Below are 20739 nucleotides of genomic sequence, written 5' to 3'. Positions count from 1 at the left end.
GGAAGCGCGTGGCGGGGCTGGCATGCGCGCGCTCCCTACCCCCGTACGCCCCGGTTCTTCAGCACGAAGCAGGCGCCGCCCGCCTTGCGGATGCGGTTGCAGAGATCATCAGCCTCGGGGCGCGTGTCGGCGCCGATGCGCACCTGGTAGAAGGCGTGCGAACCGCGGCTGCGCACCACCGAACTCAACAGGCTGGGATCGCGCTCGCCGATCACGGCGCTAAGCCGCGTGACGGCGCGAGAGTACATCGCCAGCGCCTTATTGCGATCGAAGCCGGCGGCGAGCTGCACACCCCAAATCCTTGCGGCGGCGAGCTCGACGTGCTGCTCAAGTTCGGCCACGAACGGGTTCGGCGCACGCTTCAACAGCGCCATCAGGTCGCGGCAGCTCGTCGGCGGCGAGCTGGGCGGTCCCTTGCCGGTGCTGCCGGCCTTGGCCCACGCATCAACGGTCGCGCCGGTAATGACGTAGACGTAGTTGCGCGTCTGCTCAGGCATGCCGCCGGTGCCAGCGAGCCACTCCTGCACCCGTCGCGGCCCGGCATTGTAGGCGGCAGCGGCCAGACCGAGATTGCCAAACTGGTTGCGGAGCTCGTTCAAGAACTCGGCCGATTTCGGCAACGCCTGGACCGGATTGAAGGGATTGAGAAGCCCGCGCTCGCTCGCTGTGCTCGGCATGAACTGCGCGATCCCCTGCGCGTTTTCGCCACTGCGCGTCATGGGCCCAACCGCATTGGCCTGGAAACGGCTTTCCTGCCAGATCACACGGGCGAAGAATTCCAGCGGCAGATTGGCATCGCGTGCGGCGGCCTCCACGATCAGGCAAATCGATTCCCGCGTGTCGCTCTCTCGCGCTTCGGGCCTCTCCGGTAGATGTGCGAGTTCCTCGACGCTCGGATGCACGAACCGGGTCGGGGCCTCCTCGCCAAACGCGGGCCGTGCCACGAGGGCAAGGCACGTCACAGCAATAACCCGGGCTATACGCATGGCGTCCACAATACCGGACAAATCGGACCTTGACTTGAGGGCCCAGCCAACTAGCAACGGGCGACGATATCAACGCCGGTCCCGCCCCATGGCCACAATCTATTTTGATCTCGACGGCACGCTGACCAACCCGAAACCCGGGATTACCCGTTCCATCCAGTACGCGCTGGAACGGCTGAGCCTCGCGGTGCCGAGTGAGGATGAGCTGACCTGGTGCATCGGGCCGCCACTGCATGCGAGCCTGAAGAATCTTACCGGAACCGAGGCGCTGGCCGACAAGGCGCTGTTGCTCTACCGCGAGCGGTTCAGCGATATCGGCCTGTTCGAAAATGAGGCGTATGCCGGCATCGTGGATACGCTCGCAACGCTCGCCGCGACGACACCGCGCATGTTCGTCGCGACCAGCAAGCCCGCGGTCTACGCCACCCGCATCGTCGATCATTTTGGCCTGAAACCGTATTTCGAGCGTGTCTTCGGCTCCGAGCTCGACGGCACGCGCGTCGACAAGCGCGATCTGCTGCGCTACGCGCTCGACGAGACCAGGGTCGATGCAAACAGCGCCATCATGATCGGCGACCGCAGCCATGACGTGGTCGGTGCCCGGACCAACGGCATGACGGCGATCGGCGTGCTCTACGGCTATGGCAGCGAGGCGGAGCTGAGGGATGCCGGCGCACATCACATCTGCGCCGCGCACCCGGAACTGCTGGGCCACTGCGTGGCCTAAGCGCTGACGGTCTCCACCGCCGCCAGCATGCCGGTTCTGGGATGGCAGTTCAGATATTCGAAGAACTGCTCGTCGGCCACGGCCACTGTGACCTCGTGATAAAGCCGTAACTTCGCCGACGGCCCCAGCGTCGAAAGATATTTCATCGCCGCACCGAAGATTTTGACGTGGGTCGGATGCGATTCCGCCCAACGCTCCAGTGCGGCAAGACTTTTCCACCAGCTCTGACCGTAGGATTTTTCACTCGCCTTACCGTCGGCCGAGAGCACCTGCATGTAGCGGTTGGCGTAGCAGCCGATCGCGAGGCCGTCATCGCGGAGAAAATCCATGCCCTCCCGCAGCACCGGCTCGACGTCGTCGAGATAGAGCTTCCGTTCGGACGCCTCGGTATCGCTCCAGTCCTGCCCGGAGCGGATCAGGCAGAGATTGTCGTGCGCCTTCACGCGCAGCCGTGCACCGTCGCGGATCAGCTCGGGATGGCCGCCCGGTGACATCGGATCGGTCTGCGACAGTGGAATGCGGTCGCGCATGCCGCCCCAATAGGCGTGCTCTTGTACCTCGCCGCTCATGCCGTCGGCGATCACCGCGACACCCTCGGGCCTGCCGAGCGAGGAGAACAGCGTCTCGTGCCGCGCCACCGTGGGACGCAGCACCTCGATGAAGGTGCCGATCCCGTCTCGGCGCTTTCCTGTCCACGCCTCACGTGCCGGCGCGAACCAGGCGTCGAAGCGTGCGATATCGTCCCAATAAGCCACCGAGACAATATTTGCGTGGCCGGCCTGATCGACATAGTGCGCGCGGTCCCAATGCGAGGGACCACCCTCGCCCCCGAACAGGCCGGCGATTTCAGCGAGTGCTTCCGTCGCCGTTGCCGGTGCTGACCCGCGATACTGCACGCCGAAATAGGCCATCACGACGCGACCGACCGCGGGCTTGTAGCGCGCCACGAACGACGGATATGGCGGCTGGTAGTCATCCGGCACACGCTTGTGGCGCGTGCGCTGGGTTTCGAGATGCAGAGGAATTGCGGATTCCATGATCGTACCCTCTCTCCTCAGTCTCGCCGATCAGCTTGCTGCGGCGTTGATGTCCGTGGGCTCAACGGTGTCGACCGGCAGCGCGAACTGCTCGACGCGCTGGTATCGCTTCTTGTTGAGCAGCAGCCGCGTGACGTCGGGGCGCGAATAATGTCCGGCGGGATCTGCCGCGTTCTTGGCGACGCCGATGGCGCCGAGATCGATCTCGGCGATCAGCAGCCCCTCCTGGTCCGGCGCGAGCTTGTCGCCGATCTGGCTGCCGTCTGGTCCATAGATCGCGGCAAAGCCGCCGCCCACATGCAGCAGCGCGTTCTTGTCGGGCCGGTCGCAGAGCTCGTCGATCATCGCCTGCGACACCGTCGCGCAAGGCGCGAGCACGAAGCAGGACCCCTCCACCGCATAGACGCGGGAGGCAGCGTTGTTGACCTCGGCGCCGAGTGCCGGCGCAAAGGGGTCGTACAGCGAGAAGCTCGGCCACGCGGCGACGTGAACCTGCTCGTTCTGGGCGTACATCGCATATTTCGACAGCGGCTGGAGATGCTCCCAGCAGCAGAGCGCGCCGATACGGCCGATGTCGGCGCGAGCGTGGACCGCGAGGTCGCTGCCGTCACCCTCGCCATAGACGGTGCGCTCGGCATGGGTCGGCCGTAGCTTGCGGCGTTTTGCAATTGTCTCGCCATCCGGCCCGATCAGCCATTGCGCCAGATAGAGACTGCCGCCGTCGCGCTCGGACAGGCCGAACACGGCGGTAAGCTTTGCTTTCCGCACCGCATCGCGCAACTTCTCGGCCTGCGAGCTGTCGTAAGACAGCGAATTATCAAAGTAGCGCTGCACAAAGCCGCGACCGATTGCCCAAGCCGGCGAGTCCATCCAGATATGCCAGGGGTAACCGGGGATGAAAGCTTCCGGAAAGGCGATCAGCTTGGCGCCCTTCTCTGCCGCTTCCTTGATCAGCGCGATCGACTTGTCGATCGAGGCGTCGAGATCTAGCCAGGCGGGCGCTGCCTGCACCACCGCGACCTTGTATTTCGGATGTTCGATGCCCATTGCCGCCTCCATTGCCGGTTGATCGGAGACCTCGTCCGATGCAGTCTATTGGGCCAAGCCGGGCGGCCGCGCGCTCGACCACGGCGGAACAAAAACTCGACTGGAAGGGATCGCCGCCCCGGTACGGAATTTGCCTGCGATCAGGCTGGATCTGCGCCACCATGCGGTTTTGCTGGATGTGAAAGGGAGGCCTGTGAAATGCCAATCCAGTTCACGACAGACGGCAGCCCCGGCTACCGCCGGCTCGCCCTCTGGCAGGACATCGTCTGCGACGTCTTCGTCGGGCTCGACTGCAAATCTGACCTCGGCAGTGCCTTTCACGGCTCGGTCACGCAAGTCCCGCTCGGCAAGGCCGTTTGCTCCGAGGTCTGCTCAGACCGCCAGCACGTGTTCCGCACACCATCGCGCATCGCACGCTCGGATCAGGATTATGTCCTGGTTGCGCTCGGCAATCGCGGCAATGGCGGAGTGGTGCAGGACGGCCGCGAGACCGTGATCCATCCCGGCGAGTTCGCGCTCTACGACACCACGCGTCCCTATGAGCTGAAGTTCAAGGACACTTTTGCGCAGACCATCTTCAAAGTGCCGCGCGAGATGTTGCAGCGGCGGCTCGGCGGGACCGAGACGCTCACCGCGATCACGTTCGGCGCCGACCTGCCGCTCGAGCGGCTCGCCTATGATTTCATCTTCCGGCTCTGCCAGAGCGCAGACCGGCTCGCGCCCAACAACGCCGCCGCCCTGTCTGAGCAGGCGGTGGATTTGTTGGCGATGGCGCTGAGCGAACGGCTCCGCAGAACGCCGCTACCGTCTTCGACCCATCGCTCCGCCCTGCTCTACCGGCTGAAGGCCCACATCCGCGGTCACCTCGCCGATCCCGACCTGTCGCTGCCGGAGACCGCCGCCGCACTCGGCATCTCCTCACGCTACGTCAACGATCTCCTCGCTGACGAGGACACCTCGTTCCAGCGCCATGTGCTTGGCGAACGTCTCGCCCAATGCAAACGCGACCTCGCCTCACCCGTGCTCGCCCATCGCCACATCAGCGAGATCGCGTTTGCCTGGGGCTTTAACGACCTGTCGCATTTCGGTCGCGTCTTCCGCGAGCATTTCGGGATGTCGCCGCGCGACTTCCGGCAGAGTCAGCTGCGGCACTGAGATCCGTTCCGGTCAGATATCATTGCAAGCCTTCGCCTCAGGCGAAGGCAATGCTCGCCAATTCCAGATTGTCAGGTCCCGCGACCTGCATCAGGCTGGCGCGTATGAGGACTCACGCAACGATAAGTGGCCCGCAACTGCTGTTGAGTGTGATCGCGATCCGGCTCGCGGCGCTGGTCCTGGTGGGCTGGGGCCTGACGCTCGTGCCGCGGCAGGCACGTGACAGCGAACCTGTCTGCGCCCCCTCGTCCGCAGCGAGGATCGAAGCGGCACCTGCTGCAACGACGGTCGGCGCACGCGTCGCAGATGCAGCATTCGATGAGATGCGTCTGCACGACTAGGCCATTCCCAAGCAATGCGGGTATGCCAGCGCGCGATAGGACAAAGCGTCTGCTTGCACTACGATCTGCCTCCAAGGCTGCGCCAATCAATCAGCGGCCGTGAGGAGCAGTTCGATGGAATACCGACGCTTGGGCCGGTCCGGCCTCATGGTGCCCGCTTTGAGCCTTGGCACGGGCACGTTCGGCGGCGTCGGCCGCCTCGCGGCTTGGGGGACGACCGACGCCACCGAAGCGCGCCGCCTCCTGGACATTTGTCTCGAGGCCGGCGTGTCGATGTTCGACACCGCCGACGTCTATTCGCTCGGTGAATCCGAGCGGGTGCTCGGTGAAGCCATCAAAGGCCGCCGCGACAAAGTGCTGGTCTCGACCAAAGCCACGTTCCGCTTCGGCGATGGCCCCAACGACATCGGCTCGTCGCGGCAGCATCTGCTCGCCGCCATCGACGCTTCGCTGAGCCGGCTCGGCACCGACTATATCGATCTGTTCCAGCTCCATGGCTTCGATGCCTTCACCCCGCCCGAGGAGGTGCTGAGCACGCTCGATACCCTCGTGCGGGCCGGCAAGATCCGTTATGTCGGCGTATCGAATTTTTCGGGCTGGCACTTGATGAAGTCGCTTGGCGTCGCCGATAAGCACGGTTTCCCGCGCTACGTCGCCAACCAGACCTACTATTCGCTGGTCGGGCGCGACTATGAGTGGGAGCTGATGCCGCTTGGTCTCGATCAGGGGCTTGGCGCCGTGGTCTGGTCACCACTCGGATGGGGCCGCCTCACCGGGAAGATCCGCCGCGGCCAGCCGAAGCCTGAAGTGAGCCGCCTGCCCCAGACCGCCGACTTCGGGCCACCCGTACCGGACGAACACGTCTATCGCGTCGTCGAGGCCATCGACGAGGTCGCCAGGGAGACAGGCAAGAGCGTCTCCCAGATCGCGCTGAATTGGCTGCTGCAGCGTCCGACCGTTTCGACGCTGATCATCGGCGCCCGCAACGAAACACAGTTGCGCGAAAACCTCGGCGCGGTCGGATGGTCCTTGACCAAGGACCAGATCGAAAAGCTCGATGCGGCGAGCAAGGTGACATTGCCCTATCCGTATTGGCACCAGCGGGGGACCTTCTCCGACCGCAACCCACCGCCGGTCTGAGCGCGGGGCGCGTCAGCGCCGATCGTGCTCCTTGAGTTCTTCGGCTCGGCGACCTCGTGCCGGGTGAGCCCGCGAGAGTCGTACCGATCCATGCCCGTAGCGCCGGGAGACCTGCTTCGGCCACAGGAACCGTCCGTGTCCTGCCGGGTTGCGATGCATCGCGCAATTTCCTAATCCGGAGATTACTCACGGCTCGAATCAAGCCCGCTTTCATTATGTCGTCTGTCCCGATTGAGCATACCGACGGCCTGCCGCAACCCCAGCGCAATCAGGCGATCCTGACTATTGCGCTCGGCATCACCATGGCCGTCGTCGATAGCGCCATCGCCAATGTCGCGCTGCCGACGATCGCAGCCGACTTGAATGCGAGCCCGGCCTTCTCGATCTGGATCGTCAACGGCTATCAGCTTGCGATCACGATCTCGCTGTTGCCGCTGGCTTCGCTTGGCGAGATCGTCGGCTATCGCCGCGTCTACCTGGTCGGGCTCGTGCTGTTCACGCTCGCATCCGCCTTCTGCGCGCTGGCGCATACGCTGCCGCTACTCACGATCGCGCGCATCATCCAGGGGTTCGGCGCGGCCGGCATCATGAGCGTCAATTCGGCGCTGGTCCGCTTCACCTATCCGCGCAACCAGCTCGGCCGCGGCATCGGGCTCAACGCGCTCGTCGTCGCCTTCTCCGCCGCGGTCGGCCCGACGCTCGCCGCCGGCATCCTGGCGGTCGGTAGCTGGCCGTGGCTGTTTGCCATCAACATTCCGCTCGGCGCGATAACGCTGGTGCTCGGCCTGCGCAGCCTGCCGCATACGACGCCGGCAAGTCATTCCTTCGACTGGCAGAGCGCGGGGCTCTCGGCGATCACCTTCGGCGTCGGCATCGCCGCGATCGACAGCGTCGGCCACGGCGAGGCGATAATCACCTGCCTCGTCCAGTTCGCCGTCGCAATCGTCGCCGGCGCGTTGCTCATTTATCGCGAGACGCATATGAGGTCGCCGCTGCTGCCGGTCGACCTGCTGCGCATCCCGGTGTTCGGGCTGTCGATTGCGACCTCGATCGCCTCGTTCTGCGGGCAGATGCTGGCCTTCGTCGCGATCCCTTTCTACCTCCAGAGCCGCTTCGGCTATTCCGCCGTGCATATGGGCCTCTTGATCACGCCGTGGCCGATCGCGGTGGCGTTCGCGGCTCCCCTCGCCGGCCGCCTGGTCGAGCATTATCCGGCCGGCCTGCTCGGCGGCATCGGGCTGACGCTGTTCGCCTGTGGTCTCGCCGCGCTCGCTTTCCTGCCCGCGAGCCCGACGCCGCTCGACATCATCTGGCGGATGGCGCTCGCCGGCGCCGGCTTCGGCCTGTTCCAGACCCCCAACAACCGCACCATGATCGCCGCCGCTCCGCGCGAGCGCTCCGGCGGCGCCAGCGGCATGCTGGGCACGGCGCGGCTGCTCGGCCAGACCACGGGCGCAGCCCTGGTCGCGCTGTTCCTCGGCCGCTACCCGATCGATGGAACCCGAATCGCGCTCCTCACCGGCGTCGGATTTGCGCTCTGCGGCGCGATGCTGAGCATGCTGCGGCTGTCGCCCGCGGGCGCGCGCGGTGCCGAGCATGTCCGCGTACAGGACGACCAGCGCCTGCGGGGTGAGTAGGATTGCGTCCGGCGCCCCTTACATCTTCATCATCTCGGTGCGATATTTCGGCAGCAGTGCCGCGATCAGCTTGCCCTTCTCGGCTATCTCTTCCGGGGTCGGCTTCGGCGGTGGCGATGTGCGGCTTTCGACGGGAAAGCCGACCGCCAGGAAGAACTCATCCTGCCCCGCGGGCGTACACATACACAGCATACGGGCCGTCTTGCCGGACACGTTCTTGAACGCATGCGGCGCGTTGGCCGGAACGTTGACGGTCGATCCCGCACCTACGGTGCAGGACTTACCGCGAAAGGTGAATTCAAGCTCGCCTTCGAGCAGTGTGAACATTTCCTCGAAGTCGTGGCGGTGCGGTGGCGGCCCGCCGCCGGCGGGCACGAGCATATCGACCAGGCAATAGCGTCCTGCGGTCTGCGCGCCCGACACCAGGATCGTGTAGGTGCCGCCGGCCACTGAGACATGCGGCACGCCACTGCCGTCAGGATCGGCGACCGTCAGCGCGCGGCCTGGATCGTCGGCGGGGATCGAGGAAGCTGACGAAGAGTTTGCAGAAGGCGAGTTGGTCATCTCGGATCTCGTTGCCTATGGCTGACTACCAAAAAAAAGGCCGGCTCTTCAGCCGGCCCTTTCGATTTATGACGCTTGCGATTTATGACGCTTGCGATTTATGACGCTTGCGATCAAGCTTTGACCAGCGGGCCCTTCGAAGTCGGCCCCTTGGAGCCACCGGGGCCGCCCGGCTTGTTGGGCTTACCCGGCGGGCGCTTGCGGGTGCCGGGCAACTTCTCCTGCTTCGGCGTCACCGGGCCCTCGACGAACTCGAAGCCGATCTTTTCCTTGGTCTCGTCGGCCTCGTCCTTGACCAGGACGACGCGGACGTGACCGCCGCCCTTGAGCTTGCCGAACAGCACCTCGTCAGCCAGCGGTTTCTTGATGTGCTCCTGGATGACGCGGGCCATCGGCCGCGCACCCATCTGCTCGTCATAGCCGTGCTGGACCAGCCACGTCTTGGCGGGCTCGGACAGCTCGATGGTGACGTCGCGATCGCCGAGCTGCGCCTCGAGCTGAAGCACGAACTTCTCGACCACGGTGCCGATCACCTCGACGCTGAGATGGCCGAAGGAGACGATGGCATCGAGACGGTTGCGGAATTCCGGCGCGAACTGCCGGTTGATCGCCTCGTGGTCGTCGCCTTCCCGCTTTGAGCGCGTGAAGCCGAACGCCTGCTTGGCGAGATCCGAAGCGCCCGCATTCGTGGTCATGATCAGGATCACGTTGCGGAAGTTGACCTGCTTGCCGTTGTGGTCGGTGAGCCGGCCGTGATCCATGATCTGGAGCAGCACGTTGTAGAGATCGGGATGTGCCTTCTCGATTTCGTCGAGCAGCACCACGCAATGCGGATGCTGGTCGACGCCGTCGGTGAGCAGGCCGCCCTGGTCGAAGCCGACATAGCCGGGAGGCGCGCCGATCAGGCGCGACACGGTGTGCCGCTCCATGTATTCGGACATGTCGAAGCGCAACAACTCGACGCCAAGCGACGCCGCCAGCTGTTTTGCGACTTCGGTCTTGCCGACGCCGGTCGGGCCCGAGAACAGATAGCAGCCGATCGGCTTCTCCGGTTCACGCAGGCCGGCACGTGCCAGCTTGATCGACGCCGCAAGCGACTCGATCGCCTTGTCCTGACCAAACACCGTGCGCTTCAAGGTCTGCTCGAGATGCTTGAGCACCTCGGCGTCGTCCTTCGACACGCTCTTCGGCGGGATACGCGCCATCGAAGCGATCGTGGTCTCGATCTCCTTGATACCGATGGTCTTCTTCCGCTTGTTCTCGGCCACCAGCATCTGCGCCGCGCCGGACTCGTCGATCACGTCGATCGCCTTGTCGGGCAGCTTGCGGTCATGGATGTAGCGCGAGGACAGCTGCACCGCAGCCTCGATCGCCTCGTTGGTGTACTTCAGCCGATGGTAGTCCTCGAAGTAAGGTTTGAGACCCTTGAGGATCGCGATCGCGTCCTCAACCGTCGGCTCGTTGATGTCGATCTTCTGGAAGCGCCGCACCAGCGCGCGGTCCTTCTCGAAGTGCTGACGATATTCCTTGTAGGTGGTCGAGCCCATGCAACGAATCGTACCCGAGGCAAGCGCCGGCTTGAGCAGGTTCGATGCGTCCATTGCGCCACCCGACGTCGCGCCCGCACCGATCACGGTGTGGATCTCGTCGATGAACAGGATGGCGTTGGGATGCGCCTCGAGCTCCTTCAACACCTGCTTCAGGCGTTCCTCGAAGTCGCCGCGATAGCGCGTGCCCGCGAGCAACGTACCCATGTCCAGCGAGAACACGGTCGCAGCCGCGAGCACCTCCGGCACCTCGCTGTCGACGATGCGCTTGGCCAGGCCCTCGGCGATCGCGGTCTTGCCGACGCCGGCTTCGCCCACAAACAGCGGATTGTTCTTCTGGCGGCGGCACAGCACCTGGATCGCGCGGTTGATCTCGGAATTGCGTCCGATCACCGGATCGATCTTGCCGTCACGCGCCTTCTTGTTGAGGTTGACGCAATAGGTCTCGAGCGCCTCCCCCTTCTTCTTGGCGTCCTCGGTGCCCTTGGCCTCGGTCTCCTCGTCGACACCGCGAACGGGGCGCGCCTCGGAGACGCCCGGTCGCTTGGCAATGCCGTGGCTGATGTAGTTGACGGCGTCGTAGCGCGTCATGTCCTGCTCCTGCAGGAAGTACGCGGCATGACTTTCGCGCTCGGCGAAGATCGCGATCAACACGTTCGCACCGGTCACCTCTTCGCGACCGGAGGATTGCACGTGGATCACCGCGCGCTGGATCACGCGCTGGAAACCGGCGGTCGGCTTGGCGTCGTCGGCGCCATCCGTCACCAGATTTTCGAATTCGGTCTCAAGATAATTGACGAGGCTCGTGCGGAGCTTGTCGAGATCGACGCTACAGGCGCGCATGACGGCGGCCGCATCGGAATCATCGATCAAGGATAGCAAGAGATGCTCGAGCGTCGCGTACTGGTGATGACGCTCGTTGGCGATCGCCAGTGCACGATGCAGCGATTGTTCAAGGCTTTGGGAAAAAGTCGGCATTCGCGTCCTCTATGGCCCCCACCATCATGATCGCCATCGCCCGGTCAGGCAACAACAACCTTTGTCACATATAGTTATACAAGATCGCGGCAAAAGACCGGTTCCGCGACTCGATGGGCATTACGCGCCCACCGCATTACTCGATGCAAAACCCGTTCCGATTTGGGTAAAACTACCCATCTGGGCAGGATTGACACCGGCGCTGATTTTCGCCGGATCATGCAGCGGTATGCGCTGACTTCACACACCGCACGAACAGAACCAATCTGAAGAACTCTGGATTCGAACGCGCGGTTACTTCTTTTCCATCACGCATTGCAGCGGGTGCTGGTGCTTGCGGGCGAAATCCATCACCTGCGTCACCTTCGTCTCGGCAATCTCGTACGTGAACACGCCGCACTCGCCGATGCCATGATGGTGGACGTGCAGCATGATCTTGGTCGCGGCCTCGACATCCTTCTGGAAGAACTTCTCCAGTACGTGGACGACGAATTCCATCGGCGTGTAGTCATCGTTGAGGATCAGCACGCGATAGAGGTTGGGCCGCTTGGTCTTTGGTTTGACCTTGGTAATGACGGACGTGTTCGGAGCCGCCGGGCCACCGGAACGGTTCTCATCGTTGCTCATTCGGGGAGCGTGGGCGGCGACGGCCGCGGAAAGGTCAAGTCTGGAAGTCAGTTGCGGCATGGCTCAGGCGTTCAAATTCCCCACGGAAGCGTATGGCGGTTTGCCGCACGGCCCCAAACTCGGGAGCCTCGCGCAGGCGGGCCGACCTGTTGGATCGCCGCTTCCAACCGGTCCGGTCGAAACCGGATCGGTTGCAGGCAATATGGGCCCGCCCCCGGCCCGCCGCAAGCATGCAGAGGCCAAGCGATGCGGCCGCGGCGGTCCCGATTCCCGGCCTGCGATCCCGGCCAAGGTTAACCAATCCAGACCGATTTGCCAAAAATTTCCCGCTGGCCCGCTCAGGGGGTGTCAACCAGGAACCCGACGCCGAAGTGACCGCAGCAACTGGGCACGGGATTTACCCGTTCTTCTACGGTCCAATTTACCCGTTGTTCAAAGCTATGGCCATGGTGCTCGACGTCACGGCATCAATGACCGACGACGGCAAGATGGCGGCGATGCAGACCGCCGCCAAGAACCTCGTGTATCAGCTTAGCGCGCTCGCCAAGAACGACGGCGACGCCCACATCCCGGCCGTTGCGTTCTCCAAAGACGTCAATACCGACTCCAGCAATCTCAGCGAGAATTGGATGGACTTCTCGGATTGGGATACCGCGAATGGGAGTTGCAGCAAGTCGACTTGCACATCCAAGTCGTCGTGCGTGAACATGAACGCGCCTGCCCAAGGACACCAACTACCCTTACAAGGATGCGATCGCTCTTCTCCCCGACGGTCTCAACACGCAGAACTGCAGATCGACGCGCGGCAGAAGAAGCTGTGCGACAACGCCAAGGGCACGCCAAACGACATCGCGATCTATACGATGCAGGTGAACACCGGCAGCACCCCACCTCGAGCGTGCTGCAATATCGCGCAAGCGGCACCGACAAGTTCTATCTGGTGACGAAGGCAGATCAGACTGTGTCGGTGTTCAAGGACATCGGAACATCGCCGTCGAAACTGCGCGTGGCGCGCCGGCCGAAGCCTCTGCGACAAACGAAAAAGCCCGGCTGGTTCAGCCGGGCTTTTGATTCCAGAAGTTCAAAAAATTACTGGGCGGCCGGGGTGAACTTCGACACCACCGTCTCGACCGGCTTGAACGCCTGCTTGGCGAGGTCGCTGTAGAGGCCGGCGATCTTCTGCGATTCCGCGACGAAGGTCTCGTAGGCGGAACGGGCGAAATCGGTCTGGGCTTCCATTGCCTTGTCCAGCGACTTCACGCCGGAAAGCTTCTCGACGAACGACTTGGTGTCTTCAAAAGACTTCTTGGTGTAGTCGCCATAAGCGCTGGCGATCGCCTGGAGACCGTGCTGCACCGAAGTCGCGGAGGCAACGTACGTCTCGAAATGCTCTTTCCCGTAGTTCTGAAAGTCTTCAACCTTGAACATCTTGGAATCCTTTTCCCTGGCTCGTGTCCGGAAGCCCCGGCTCCCTGAACTCTGCCCATAATTAGTGCAGCGCACAATAAAGTCAAGAATATTGTGCGACGCACAAGAATCAACGCAAGTTACGGAGATTCCCGGACTTTCCCGCAAGGGTTTCTTAAGCTTTTGGAAACCGCTGGCCCCTACCCTGATTCCCTGGACGTGTTCACCTTCCACAGGCGGCCAAAGCCGTTTGAGAACATCACCTTAGCCAGAATAGCGGCTCAGGCCCAACGTCCCCCGCGGCGAGCACCAGCGGAGGGACAGCCTGAGCAGGTAATGATCGCGGGTCCGCAGGGCACAATTTCGCCTCACGAGCCGGTGATCAAGTCATAAACGGGGACGGGGTTTCATGCTTCGTAACAACTGGTCTTCCTCGCGCTTGGCGCGGGTTGGCGTTTTCGGGCTTCTTACGGTCACTGCAGCCGTCATCTTCACGACCGACGCCGCCGACGCGCGGCGGTCTCGGCGCCATTACGCGCACCACCGGGTGCATCGCGATGTCTCCGAGAGCTACAGTCCGCAATTCGCGTCGATCATCGTCGACGGAAATTCCGGCGCGGTGCTCCAGTCGACCAGCCCCGACGGGCTTCGCCATCCCGCCTCGCTGACCAAGATCATGACGCTCTATTTGCTGTTCGAGCGTCTCGAGTCCGGCAAGATGAAGCTCGACACCGAGATGCCGGTGTCGCAGCACGCCGCCGACCAGGATCCAACCAAGCTCAATCTGCGTGCCGGCCAGACCATCCGCGTCGAGGACGCGATCAAGGGTCTCGTCACCCGCTCCGCCAACGACGCCGCCGTTGTGATCGCCGAAGCAGTCGGCGGCGACGAGGACGATTTCGCTGCGATGATGACGCGCAAGGCGCGCGCGCTCGGCATGTCCAAGACGGTCTACCGCAACGCCAACGGGCTTCCCAACGACGAGCAGGTGACGACCGCGCGCGACCAGGCCACGCTCGGCCGTGCCATCCAGGAGCGCTTCCCGCGCTACTATCGCTATTTCTCGACCACCTCGTTCACATGGCGCGGCGAGCAGATCCGCAACCACAATCATCTGCTCGGCAGCGTCGAGGGCGTGGACGGCATCAAGACCGGCTACATCCGCGCCTCCGGCTTCAATCTCGTGACCTCGATTCGCCGCGGCAACCGCCATCTGATCGGCGTGGTGCTCGGCGGCCGCAGTGCCGGCTCGCGCGATGCCATCATGCGCAATCTGCTCGCGGAGAACCTCGAGAAGGGTGCGACGACCCACACTGTCGTGGCCGTGACCGAGCGCAACCGCGCCGACACCAGCACCGACGTCGCCGATGCCTCGGATACGCCGGTCCGTCCCGCTGCACCGGTCCAGGTGGCGGCCGCTCCTGCCCCCGAGGCACCGGCGCAGCGTCCCGCCTCGCGCCTGTCGACCCTCGCAGCTGCGACCGCCGCGATGCCGCCGACCCAGCCCAAACCCGAAGCCAAGCCCGTGGAGTCCAAGATCGAGCCCGCGCCGCTCACCAATGGCGTGATCTCGAGCCAGCCGCTCGCACTCATTCCGGGCTCGTCCGAGCCGATGAAGCCGGTCCGGGTCAAGACGGTTCAGGTCAAGGCCGGCGCGGTCAGGGTCGCGTCCGCCGCTCCGACCCAGGTCACGCCGCAGGTCACCAACACGATTTCGCCCCGCAACGACGTCGCCGAGACGTCCGGCGCTGTCGTCGCCAGGGCCGACATCATCAACAAGCCGGAGCCGTTCCGGGCTGAGGTCGCTCGGACCGAACTGCCGCAGCAGCCGGCGGGCTTCGGCACCGGCAACGGCATCCTCGGCGTGCTGCCGGCCTCCGCCGCTGCCACGTCTGCCCCGGTCGCCAGGCTTGCCTCCGCCGATCCGGCACCGCAGCCGATCCAGATGAGCGCCACCACCAAGCCGGTCATCAGCCATAGCGGCTGGATCGTCCAGGTCGGCGCGCTCGAGAGCGAGAACGAGGCTCAGCAGCGCATTGAAGCCGCCCGCAGCTCGGCCCGCGGCCTGCTCAGCAAGGCCGATCCGTTCACCGAGCCGGTTGTCGCCAGGGACAATCGCAAGCTCTACCGCGCCCGCTTTGCCGGGCTCGAGCGGGACCAGGCCGAAGCGGTGTGCAAGACGCTGAAGCGCGCCGACATCTCCTGCATGACCGTCCGCAACTGATCTTCCCTGCCCCTCCAAGCGAAATGCCCGCGCCCTGCGCGGGCATTTTTGTTTTTGGGAGGTGACGCTGGAGGCCGTTCCGCGACAACCTCTCGTCAAGGATTTACGGTTAAAACTTTACTCAAGGGATCAACCACGCCGACAATGGCGGGCATCGGGCGACAGCAAACAGAGCAGGCGGAGCTCACGCGGTACGGGCGTTTGTAGCGTGGTGCCGGAGTTAGCCGTTATGCGTACGAAGCAGAGTATCCTTGGCCTCGTTTACACGGGCAGCGAGGTACGTCGAGCCCCCCTGGTCGGGATGCAGTTTCTTCATCAGGGACTTGTGCGCCCGGCTGATGTCGTCGCGCCCCGCCCCCGGCTGCAAGCCAAGGATCTGATAGGCTTCCTCCGCCGTCATTTTGCCGCTCGACGCCGTGCGGCGCTGCCCCCCTGCAGCATTGCCCTGCGCGTTCTGACGCCAAGCGGGAAACCGGCGGTCGAGATAGCTTTCAAGTAAGGCCACGCTCTCGGCATCGAACGCCGGGACCATCGCCAGCAGGCCTGCAAGATCGAACTCGTCGAGACCGCGGCCGGCGTGAGGTCCGGCGACGATCTGGCCCGAGAGCTGGCCGGAATCGTGATCGAGACGCATGTCCAGGAATTGCGAGCGCACGCGCGAGCTCTGGCTGGACGAGCGCGCTGCGCCCCCGCCGAACAGGCCCCCGATATTGCCGAAGCCCGCATTCGCCAACGGCGTCCAGCCGAGCAGTCCTGCGCCGAATATCCCGAGCGGGATCGCGACCGCCAGTTCGCCGCGCAAGCCGGTGAAGGCGGCCACCGCAAGCGCAACCACGCCGCCGCCGAACTTGATGGTGCGCGCCAGCACCGCCGGATTGGCGGCGCGGAACATCTGGAGCAACAGATAAATCGTGATAACGGCGACAAGGCCGGCGATCAGGGTCATGGCGGCAATATAGTCGCCCTCTTGTTAAAAAGCATGGTGTCCTTCCCTCCGTCCACGATCGGAAGGTGACACGACAGGCTCTTTTGCCGATAAGCGCTCTGCCCAATCGTTTCGGCACGCGCGGCCGCAACGAAGGTCGCCTCATCATCGCAAGAGCGATGGCAAGGGTTTCGGGGAGACGATGAGCGACGGATTCAAGCCACCGATCGTGCCGGCTGGTTTCTTCGGCATTGTCCTTGGCCTTGCAGGTCTCGGCAATGCCTGGCGTGCGGCGCATCAGGTCTGGCACTTGCCGTCGATCGTCGGCGAAATCCTTCTCGCCTTCGCCTCAATCGTCTGGGCGGTGCTGATTGCGCTCTTCGCGCTGCGCTGGATCTTCGCGCACGCCGAGTCGCTCAGTGAAGCCCATCACCCGGTCCAGTGCTGTTTCATTGGCCTCGCCGGCGTCTCCACCATGCTGATCGCGATCGCCGCGGAGCCCTATTCGCGTCTCGCCGCCATTGTCCTGTTCGCGGTTGGCGCAGCGTTCACGCTCGGTTTCGCGCTGTGGCGGACGGGACTGTTGTGGCGCGGCAATCGAGATCACACGGCGACAACGCCAGTCCTCTATTTGCCGACCGTTGCGGGCGGCTTCGTCGCGGCCGGCGTCTCATCGGCGCTCGGCTACCCCGATTGGGGGCAGCTCGCCTTCGGCGTAGCGCTGTTCTCCTGGTTCGCGATCGAGTCCGTATTGCTGCACCGGCTCTATACCGTCGAGACCCTTCCCGTCGCGCTGCGTCCGACGCTCGGCATCCAACTCGCGCCGCCCGTGGTCGGCGCGGTCGCCTATCTCGCGATCAACGGCGGTGTCCCCGACATGTTCGCGCACATCCTGGTCGGATACGGGCTGATGATGGCGCTGCTGCTGCTTCGCCTGCTGCCCTGGATCATGGAGCAGCCGTTCTCGGTGTCCTATTGGGGCTTCACCTTCGGCGCCACCGCGCTTGCGATCGCACCGATCCGCATGGTCGGGCACGGCGACACCGGAGCGATCGCGCTGCTCGCGCCCTGTCTGTTCGCGGCCGCCAATATCGTGGTTGGACTGATCGCGCTCGGCACGCTGCGCCTGATTGTGCAGGGTCGCTTGCTGTCGCCCGTCGCCGCACCGCCTCCGCCACAGGCTGCGCCGGCTTGACCTGCTACTTCATCTGTCCGATCAGCTGCGCCGCGCCGCTCGCCGTCTTCGCCAGTTTCAACAATGCCTCGCGGCCGCCGGCGGCATAGGCTGCAGCGGCCCGCAACAACTCGCGCAATTGGGCCGCCGCGCCCGGATCGAACCGGCACCAGGCGCCGCCGGTCAGACGCGCGATCTCCCGAAACGCCTGTTCGGCGACCGCGTCACGGCCTTCCTGGAACAGGAACACCGGCACCTTGAGCATGCCGAGCTCCCCGGCCTTGGTGCAGAGCGCGTCGACTTTCTCCTCCATGGCGTCGCCAACGAAAACGACGGCACGCACGCCCGATGCGACCGCCTCGCGCCGCGCGTCGGTCAGCACCCTTCCGATCTGGGTATCGCCGCCGCGGCAGTCGATCTTGCTCATCAGCGCCGCAAGCTTGCCGCTGTCTGAAATCCACCCCGTAGCGCGGCATTCGTTGAAGCCACGATAGTAGACGAGCCGGATGTCGAGACTGCCGAGCGCCGCCGCCTCGCGAAACATGTCGCCCTGAAGCGCGCAGGCCATGTCCCAGGTCGGCTGCCGGCTCATCGTCGCATCCAGCGCGAAGATGAGGCGGCCCTTCGCGCCGGGCGCATGCGGCGACAGCGCACGCGCCTTTGCGACGAAGGCGGTCACGTCCTCCGAGGTCGAGGTCTTTGCTTGCGGCAATGCGCCGTCGCTTTCGGCCTTCGCCGACAGAACATCGCTATTGCGCGGTTTGGTAGGATCGCCGGACATCTGGGGTCGCACTCGGTCTCTCACCAGCAATGTGGATACCGTGCCCTGCCCGGTCAATGTGCAAAGCCTCCGCAGGCGACAGCCGGCGGAGGCTTTGAAGATGATTCCAGCGATGGTCGGATCGATCAGCTTTTGGCTGGCGACATCAGGGCAACGGGACCCGGCTCAAGCACCTTCGGCGGCGACGACGTGGTGTCGACCGGCGCGATCGCGCTGTCGGTGTCACTCAGGAATTTATCGAGCATGCCCTGGATCGAGTTCTTGGCGCCATCTGGGCCGGTGTCACGCATGTCGTTGTGCTGGAAGTCGGTCTTCACGACCTGAATACCGGCCTTCTCGCACTCCTCCTCGGTCGGGATCACACCCGGATCGGTCTTGAACTGCGGATCATGAGAACGGAACGACAGGATCTTGAACTTGCCGGCGGTGACAAAGGGCACCCGGAGATTGTCCAGCGTCACGACCTTCTTGACCTCGTCCGGATACTGCTTGGCGAAATACATCGTGATGTCGCCGCCCATGGAATGGCCGACCATCGTCACCTTGGAGTAGTCGGCGTTGGGCTGAACCTTCTTCATCTCTTGCATCGCGAGATGAATGTTGGCGACGCCGCGCAGGATTTGCGGCAACCGGCCGACATAGAGCTCGCCGGGCTTCGTCACCATCGGCGGATCGGTCGGCAAATCGTGCTGCGGGCTGACGACGAGATAACCGCGCGCGGCGAAGATGTTGGCGAGGAAGCCGTACTCGGTGTTCTTGACGGTGTTGCCGTGATTGATCACTGCGACCGGCATGGTGATCAAGCCGGCATTGGCCTGCATTTCCTTGTCGCGACGGATCGCGATGTCGACAGGCACAGGACGGTTGTCGCGCGAAGCGTCGTAGAAGGTGATGGTCTCGTGCTTGATCGCCCACTTGCTCGCCGTGAAATAGGCGACGCCACAGAGGGCACTGACACAAACCAGAACGGCAATTCCACGCTTCATTTTCGTCCTCAGCCTCAGGCTCTTACGGCCTGAATCCCTGTTGAAAATCGTGTTCTTCCGGGGCTCTTCGGCCCCTGGTCGCCTATTCCCTAATATATGTCACAGCAGCGTGACAGGAAGGCTAAATATTGTGAACCGGCAGCCCTTTCATTGTGCGGCGCACACGTTTCTTGGGCATCCCGTACTCATAAGGGTACGTCAGGGTGTAGGTCACCATCCGACGCAACCGGTCTCGATTGGCTTCAATTTCGCGGTAAACGTGGGATGAAAATGGCTGAGCACGGCTGCAGTTCCCGCGGGAACCGGCCGTTTTGATCGACTGGAAGTAGCGTCATACCGCCTAGGCGCCGAGGATGTCGTGAACCTCGAGCGGCTTGTCGACCTGGCTGAACCACTCGGCGCGATTTGCCGCACGGCGGCGGCCACGTTCGTCGAGCGGCAGCTTAAGCTGGCGGAGCAGGCTCGTCACCTCTTCACGCGCAGTGAGATGGCCGAGATTGGGCCGCATCCCCAGTGTGGCCTCGTCGATCTCGTCGAGCGCCGTCAGTCCGCGCGGAAAAAATTCGCGATAGACGACGCGCTCAGCGAAGCCGTCGACATAGCGGAAGCCGAGCCGCAGCGACAGATCCTTCAGCCCCTCGGCGACGAGTTGCTTGTTGCGGGAGCCGAGCATCGACAAGCGGTTGCGCACCACGATCCAGTCGGTGGTCGAGCCGTCAAGCTGGCGGCGCTTGCGCCTGACGTCGCGCACCATTTCGGCGTAATGGCTTTCCCCCGTCACCGCGTAATTGGCGGGATCGACGGTGCCGAGCACGTCGAAATCGAGAAAGCTGTCATTGATCGGCGTGACCAGCGTGTCGGCCATCGAATGGGCAAGCCGCATCAGATAGCTGTCGGAGCCCGGCGTATCGATCACGATGAAGTCGAAGCTGCTCTCGACCGCCGATACAGCTTCCATGAACTGAAGGAACTCGGAATTTTCGTTCTCGGCGATTTGCATGGTCTCGCCGAGCTTGATGCAGCGATGCATCGGCAGCTCGAGGTCGAGCTTGGTGCGGCGCGCCCAGGCGGAGCGGTTGTTGATGTAACGGGTGAAGCTTTGCTGACGGCAGTCGAGATCGATGGTGGCGACGCGCTGGCCGGCCTTCAGGAGCGCAACTGCGATGTGCAGGGCGGTGGTCGATTTGCCGGAGCCGCCCTTTTCATTGCCGAGCACGACGACGTGCGCCGAGCCGGATTGGCTTTGGCTAGCCTGCACAAGCATGGCAATCCCTAACACCCCTAAACAATATCTTCGAGTTGGCCGCGTCTGCGGTCAAGTGAAATGCGTGACAGGATGACGAAATCAATATGCGCTGGTCTTCATCATGAATCGTGTCGCGGTATCGGCGTCTGTGATCCAGCCCAGAATGGCGCGACATCCTCGCTGCGGGATGCTGTGCCGCATGTCGATGCA

General features: G+C 63.7%; 19 protein-coding genes. 8 read left to right on the top strand and 11 right to left on the bottom strand.

Annotated elements, in window-relative coordinates; genetic code table 11:
• Positions 1–35 precede the first annotated feature (35 nt).
• Positions 36–986, bottom strand: a complete 951-nt coding sequence (locus ABIA96_RS14460) for a transglycosylase SLT domain-containing protein (RefSeq protein WP_354137731.1) — start codon at positions 984–986, stop codon at positions 36–38.
• Positions 987–1074: 88 nt separating this feature from the next.
• Between ABIA96_RS14460 and ABIA96_RS14455 the strand changes: the two genes are divergently transcribed.
• The gene (locus tag ABIA96_RS14455; RefSeq protein ID WP_354137730.1) at positions 1075–1713 is read left to right on the top strand and encodes an HAD family hydrolase; all 639 of its coding nucleotides are present in this window, start codon (positions 1075–1077) and stop codon (positions 1711–1713) included.
• Here the strand turns inward: ABIA96_RS14455 and ABIA96_RS14450 are convergent.
• Both ABIA96_RS14450 and ABIA96_RS14445 read right to left on the bottom strand, forming a co-directional pair.
• Entirely contained in the window at positions 1710–2750 is a 1041-nt protein-coding gene (locus ABIA96_RS14450; RefSeq protein WP_354137729.1) for a phenylacetaldoxime dehydratase family protein, read from the bottom strand. The two genes, ABIA96_RS14455 and ABIA96_RS14450, sit on opposite strands and share 4 nt — an antisense overlap.
• Before the next feature lie 30 nt (positions 2751–2780).
• A complete protein-coding gene (locus ABIA96_RS14445; protein WP_354137728.1) occupies positions 2781–3797 on the bottom strand; it encodes a carbon-nitrogen hydrolase family protein in 1017 nt (338 codons plus the stop codon).
• Between the two features lie 198 nt (positions 3798–3995).
• Between ABIA96_RS14445 and ABIA96_RS14440 the strand changes: the two genes are divergently transcribed.
• The 4 genes from ABIA96_RS14440 (at position 3996) to ABIA96_RS14425 (ending at position 8070) form a co-directional block, all read left to right on the top strand.
• Positions 3996–4952, top strand: a complete 957-nt coding sequence (locus ABIA96_RS14440) for an AraC-like ligand-binding domain-containing protein (RefSeq protein ID WP_354137727.1) — start codon at positions 3996–3998, stop codon at positions 4950–4952.
• 104 nt (positions 4953–5056) lie between these two features.
• The gene (locus ABIA96_RS14435; RefSeq protein ID WP_354137726.1) at positions 5057–5293 is read left to right on the top strand and encodes a hypothetical protein; all 237 of its coding nucleotides are present in this window, start codon (positions 5057–5059) and stop codon (positions 5291–5293) included.
• Positions 5294–5407: 114 nt separating this feature from the next.
• A complete protein-coding gene (locus ABIA96_RS14430; protein ID WP_354137725.1) occupies positions 5408–6433 on the top strand; it encodes an aldo/keto reductase in 1026 nt (341 codons plus the stop codon).
• 215 nt (positions 6434–6648) lie between these two features.
• Positions 6649–8070 (top strand): MFS transporter, encoded by a 1422-nt coding sequence (locus ABIA96_RS14425; RefSeq protein ID WP_354137724.1) that lies wholly within the window; start codon positions 6649–6651, stop codon positions 8068–8070.
• Positions 8071–8088: 18 nt separating this feature from the next.
• On the opposite strand, the gene ABIA96_RS14420 is transcribed toward ABIA96_RS14425, so the two are convergent.
• The 3 genes from ABIA96_RS14420 to clpS all read right to left on the bottom strand — a co-directional run bounded on the left by ABIA96_RS14420 (position 8089) and on the right by clpS (position 11786).
• The gene (locus tag ABIA96_RS14420; RefSeq protein ID WP_354137723.1) at positions 8089–8634 is read right to left on the bottom strand and encodes a cupin domain-containing protein; all 546 of its coding nucleotides are present in this window, start codon (positions 8632–8634) and stop codon (positions 8089–8091) included.
• Between the two features lie 113 nt (positions 8635–8747).
• Complete coding sequence (gene clpA / locus ABIA96_RS14415) at positions 8748–11159, bottom strand: ATP-dependent Clp protease ATP-binding subunit ClpA (RefSeq protein ID WP_354137722.1); 2412 nt, start codon at positions 11157–11159, stop codon at positions 8748–8750.
• A gap of 294 nt (positions 11160–11453) precedes the next feature.
• Complete coding sequence (gene clpS / locus ABIA96_RS14410) at positions 11454–11786, bottom strand: ATP-dependent Clp protease adapter ClpS (protein ID WP_354137721.1); 333 nt, start codon at positions 11784–11786, stop codon at positions 11454–11456.
• Between the two features lie 371 nt (positions 11787–12157).
• On the opposite strand from clpS, the gene ABIA96_RS14405 reads away from it, so the two are divergent.
• The gene (locus ABIA96_RS14405; RefSeq protein WP_354137720.1) at positions 12158–12730 is read left to right on the top strand and encodes a vWA domain-containing protein; all 573 of its coding nucleotides are present in this window, start codon (positions 12158–12160) and stop codon (positions 12728–12730) included.
• 145 nt (positions 12731–12875) lie between these two features.
• On the opposite strand, the gene ABIA96_RS14400 is transcribed toward ABIA96_RS14405, so the two are convergent.
• Positions 12876–13214: a phasin family protein gene (locus tag ABIA96_RS14400; RefSeq protein ID WP_212235808.1), complete on the bottom strand. Its 339-nt coding sequence runs from the start codon at positions 13212–13214 to the stop codon at positions 12876–12878.
• 388 nt (positions 13215–13602) lie between these two features.
• Between ABIA96_RS14400 and ABIA96_RS14395 the strand changes: the two genes are divergently transcribed.
• On the top strand, positions 13603–15417 hold the full coding sequence (locus ABIA96_RS14395; protein WP_354137719.1) for a serine hydrolase: 1815 nt from the start codon (positions 13603–13605) through the stop codon (positions 15415–15417).
• Between the two features lie 220 nt (positions 15418–15637).
• On the opposite strand, the gene ABIA96_RS14390 is transcribed toward ABIA96_RS14395, so the two are convergent.
• Entirely contained in the window at positions 15638–16363 is a 726-nt protein-coding gene (locus ABIA96_RS14390; RefSeq protein WP_354137718.1) for a DnaJ domain-containing protein, read from the bottom strand.
• Between the two features lie 181 nt (positions 16364–16544).
• Here ABIA96_RS14390 and tehA point away from each other — a divergent pair, with 181 nt between their 5' ends.
• Entirely contained in the window at positions 16545–17537 is a 993-nt protein-coding gene (gene tehA, locus ABIA96_RS14385) for a dicarboxylate transporter/tellurite-resistance protein TehA (protein WP_354137717.1), read from the top strand.
• Positions 17538–17541: 4 nt separating this feature from the next.
• Here the strand turns inward: tehA and ABIA96_RS14380 are convergent, their stop codons facing one another.
• The 3 genes from ABIA96_RS14380 to ABIA96_RS14370 form a co-directional block, all read right to left on the bottom strand.
• On the bottom strand, positions 17542–18297 hold the full coding sequence (locus tag ABIA96_RS14380; RefSeq protein ID WP_354137716.1) for a VWA domain-containing protein: 756 nt from the start codon (positions 18295–18297) through the stop codon (positions 17542–17544).
• Positions 18298–18422: 125 nt separating this feature from the next.
• The gene (locus ABIA96_RS14375; RefSeq protein ID WP_354137715.1) at positions 18423–19283 is read right to left on the bottom strand and encodes an alpha/beta fold hydrolase; all 861 of its coding nucleotides are present in this window, start codon (positions 19281–19283) and stop codon (positions 18423–18425) included.
• Between the two features lie 340 nt (positions 19284–19623).
• Positions 19624–20547, bottom strand: coding sequence for a division plane positioning ATPase MipZ (locus ABIA96_RS14370; RefSeq protein WP_354137714.1), 924 nt, complete (start codon positions 20545–20547; stop codon positions 19624–19626).
• Between the last annotated feature and the right edge of the window lie 192 nt (positions 20548–20739).

The sequence above is a fragment of the Bradyrhizobium sp. LB11.1 genome (genome assembly GCF_040549385.1).
Taxonomy (GTDB): domain Bacteria; phylum Pseudomonadota; class Alphaproteobacteria; order Rhizobiales; family Xanthobacteraceae; genus Bradyrhizobium.
This window is presented reverse-complemented; position numbering and strand designations above follow the sequence as displayed.

Bases quoted from the DNA above. Each gene is read 5' to 3' on its own strand.
- ABIA96_RS14380 (WP_354137716.1), bottom strand. From the start codon at position 18,297: ATGTCCGGCGATCCTACCAAACCGCGCAATAGCGATGTTCTGTCGGCG.
- tehA (WP_354137717.1), top strand. From the start codon at position 16,545: ATGAGCGACGGATTCAAGCCACCGATCGTGCCGGCTGGTTTCTTCGGC.
- ABIA96_RS14445 (WP_354137728.1), bottom strand. From the start codon at position 3,797: ATGGGCATCGAACATCCGAAATACAAGGTCGCGGTGGTGCAGGCAGCG.
- ABIA96_RS14435 (WP_354137726.1), top strand. From the start codon at position 5,057: ATGAGGACTCACGCAACGATAAGTGGCCCGCAACTGCTGTTGAGTGTG.
- ABIA96_RS14430 (WP_354137725.1), top strand. From the start codon at position 5,408: ATGGAATACCGACGCTTGGGCCGGTCCGGCCTCATGGTGCCCGCTTTG.
- ABIA96_RS14460 (WP_354137731.1), bottom strand. From the start codon at position 986: ATGCGTATAGCCCGGGTTATTGCTGTGACGTGCCTTGCCCTCGTGGCA.
- ABIA96_RS14450 (WP_354137729.1), bottom strand. From the start codon at position 2,750: ATGGAATCCGCAATTCCTCTGCATCTCGAAACCCAGCGCACGCGCCAC.
- ABIA96_RS14440 (WP_354137727.1), top strand. From the start codon at position 3,996: ATGCCAATCCAGTTCACGACAGACGGCAGCCCCGGCTACCGCCGGCTC.
- clpA (WP_354137722.1), bottom strand. From the start codon at position 11,159: ATGCCGACTTTTTCCCAAAGCCTTGAACAATCGCTGCATCGTGCACTG.
- ABIA96_RS14455 (WP_354137730.1), top strand. From the start codon at position 1,075: ATGGCCACAATCTATTTTGATCTCGACGGCACGCTGACCAACCCGAAA.
- ABIA96_RS14390 (WP_354137718.1), bottom strand. From the start codon at position 16,363: ATGACCCTGATCGCCGGCCTTGTCGCCGTTATCACGATTTATCTGTTG.
- ABIA96_RS14400 (WP_212235808.1), bottom strand. From the start codon at position 13,214: ATGTTCAAGGTTGAAGACTTTCAGAACTACGGGAAAGAGCATTTCGAG.
- ABIA96_RS14420 (WP_354137723.1), bottom strand. From the start codon at position 8,634: ATGACCAACTCGCCTTCTGCAAACTCTTCGTCAGCTTCCTCGATCCCC.
- ABIA96_RS14425 (WP_354137724.1), top strand. From the start codon at position 6,649: ATGTCGTCTGTCCCGATTGAGCATACCGACGGCCTGCCGCAACCCCAG.
- ABIA96_RS14395 (WP_354137719.1), top strand. From the start codon at position 13,603: ATGCTTCGTAACAACTGGTCTTCCTCGCGCTTGGCGCGGGTTGGCGTT.
- clpS (WP_354137721.1), bottom strand. From the start codon at position 11,786: ATGAGCAACGATGAGAACCGTTCCGGTGGCCCGGCGGCTCCGAACACG.
- ABIA96_RS14370 (WP_354137714.1), bottom strand. From the start codon at position 20,547: ATGCTTGTGCAGGCTAGCCAAAGCCAATCCGGCTCGGCGCACGTCGTC.
- ABIA96_RS14375 (WP_354137715.1), bottom strand. From the start codon at position 19,283: ATGAAGCGTGGAATTGCCGTTCTGGTTTGTGTCAGTGCCCTCTGTGGC.